Here is a 1,346-nt window from a genome sequence, read left to right on the forward strand (position 1 = left end):
CTAACTGGCCGCCATCCGAACCTTGCGCGCCTTGAGCCCCGCAATCAACGACGGCCCCAACGCCACCAGCGCCGACCCCAATACCACCAGTACCGCCCCACCATACCCCAGACCATTGATCGTCTCGGCATGCACATACTCAGGCCACAACCAGGCGGCCATGGCCACCGCCGCGAACGTCACCAACGGCGTGATCGCCAGCGTCGCACTCACCCGCGAGGCTTCCCAGTGCGCCAGCGCTTCGGCAAACGCGCCATACGCAATCAGGGTGTTCATGCAGCACGCCAGCAACAGCCAGCCTTGCAGCGGACTCAGTTGCAGCGCTTCCAGCGGATGCACCCACGGCGTCAGCAGCAACCCGCAGAACAGGTAAATCACCATCATTACCTGCAACGAATTCCACACCGTCAGCAATTGCTTCTGCCCAAGGGCGTAGAAGGTCCAGACCGTGGACGCCAACAACACCAGGAGCACGCCCGCCGTGTAGTCGGTCAGCGAAGTGAGCAACTCAGCCAGACGCTGGTTGAAAAACAGTCCGAAACCAATCAGCAACACCAGCAGGCCAATCCCCTGCCCCACGCTGAAGCGCTCCTTGAACACAAACAGGCTGGCGATCAGCAACATGATCGGGCCCATCTGCACCACCAGTTGCGCGGTGCCGGGGCTGAGCAGGTTCAGGCCCATCAAATACAGGACGTAGTTGCCCACCAGACCGAGCACCGCCATCAACACCAGCCATCCACCGCGCGGCCCGAGCACTTTGCGGCTCGGCAGGCGTTTGGTGGCTGCCAGGTAAATGAACAGGCACCCGCCGGACACCATCAGCCGAAACCAGGTCACCGTGACCGGGTCCATCACCAGCAGCACTTGCTTGAGTTTGATCGGCAGGATTCCCCACAACAACGCGGTCAACAAGGCCAGGAACAGGCCGTAAACCCAGCGACCCGATGAAATGTGCATGCGTACCTCAAAGCCCGATGGCAAGAGCCGTCATTCTAGGCTCAGCGCGGCCTGGCACACAGGGACAGTTGGCTACCGGACGCAAATGAAACTGTGCGGGTCGCAGCAACAAATTGGCGATATGCCGTCGATCGGTTGGCCAGGCGCTATAAGCGGTTCATGCATAAGCTCATTTGATCCGCCAACAGGAACACCTTTCAGGAGACCGCCATGTACGGCATGCGCGCCCAGGACAACGCCCCCGCCACGCACTTTCGCTGTGACCGGATTTGTCGGGTAAACGGGGAGTTGTATTTCAGCACCCGGGAAAACACCCTGGAGGGGCCGTTTGAAAACCCGGAGGCGGCTGAGCGGGGGATTGAGGCTTATGTTGCGCGGATGCAGCT

Annotated in this window: 2 protein-coding genes; one reads left to right on the forward strand and one right to left on the reverse strand. The window is 60.7% G+C overall.

Going from position 1 to position 1,346, the window contains the following annotated elements:
- Entirely contained in the window at window positions 1-960 is a 960-nt protein-coding gene (locus tag Q7W83_RS20475) for a DMT family transporter (protein ID WP_150631679.1), read from the reverse strand.
- 210 nt (window positions 961-1,170) lie between these two features.
- Between Q7W83_RS20475 and Q7W83_RS20480 the strand changes: the two genes are divergently transcribed.
- A partial coding sequence (locus tag Q7W83_RS20480; RefSeq protein WP_473657671.1) for a DUF6316 family protein occupies window positions 1,171-1,346 on the forward strand: 176 nt, incomplete at its 3' end.

It is taken from the genome of Pseudomonas sp. 300 (assembly GCF_055803035.1).

Excerpts from the sequence above, each read along its gene's own strand:
- Q7W83_RS20475 (WP_150631679.1), bottom strand. The coding sequence starts at position 960 with ATGCACATTTCATCGGGTCGCTGGGTTTACGGCCTGTTCCTGGCCTTG.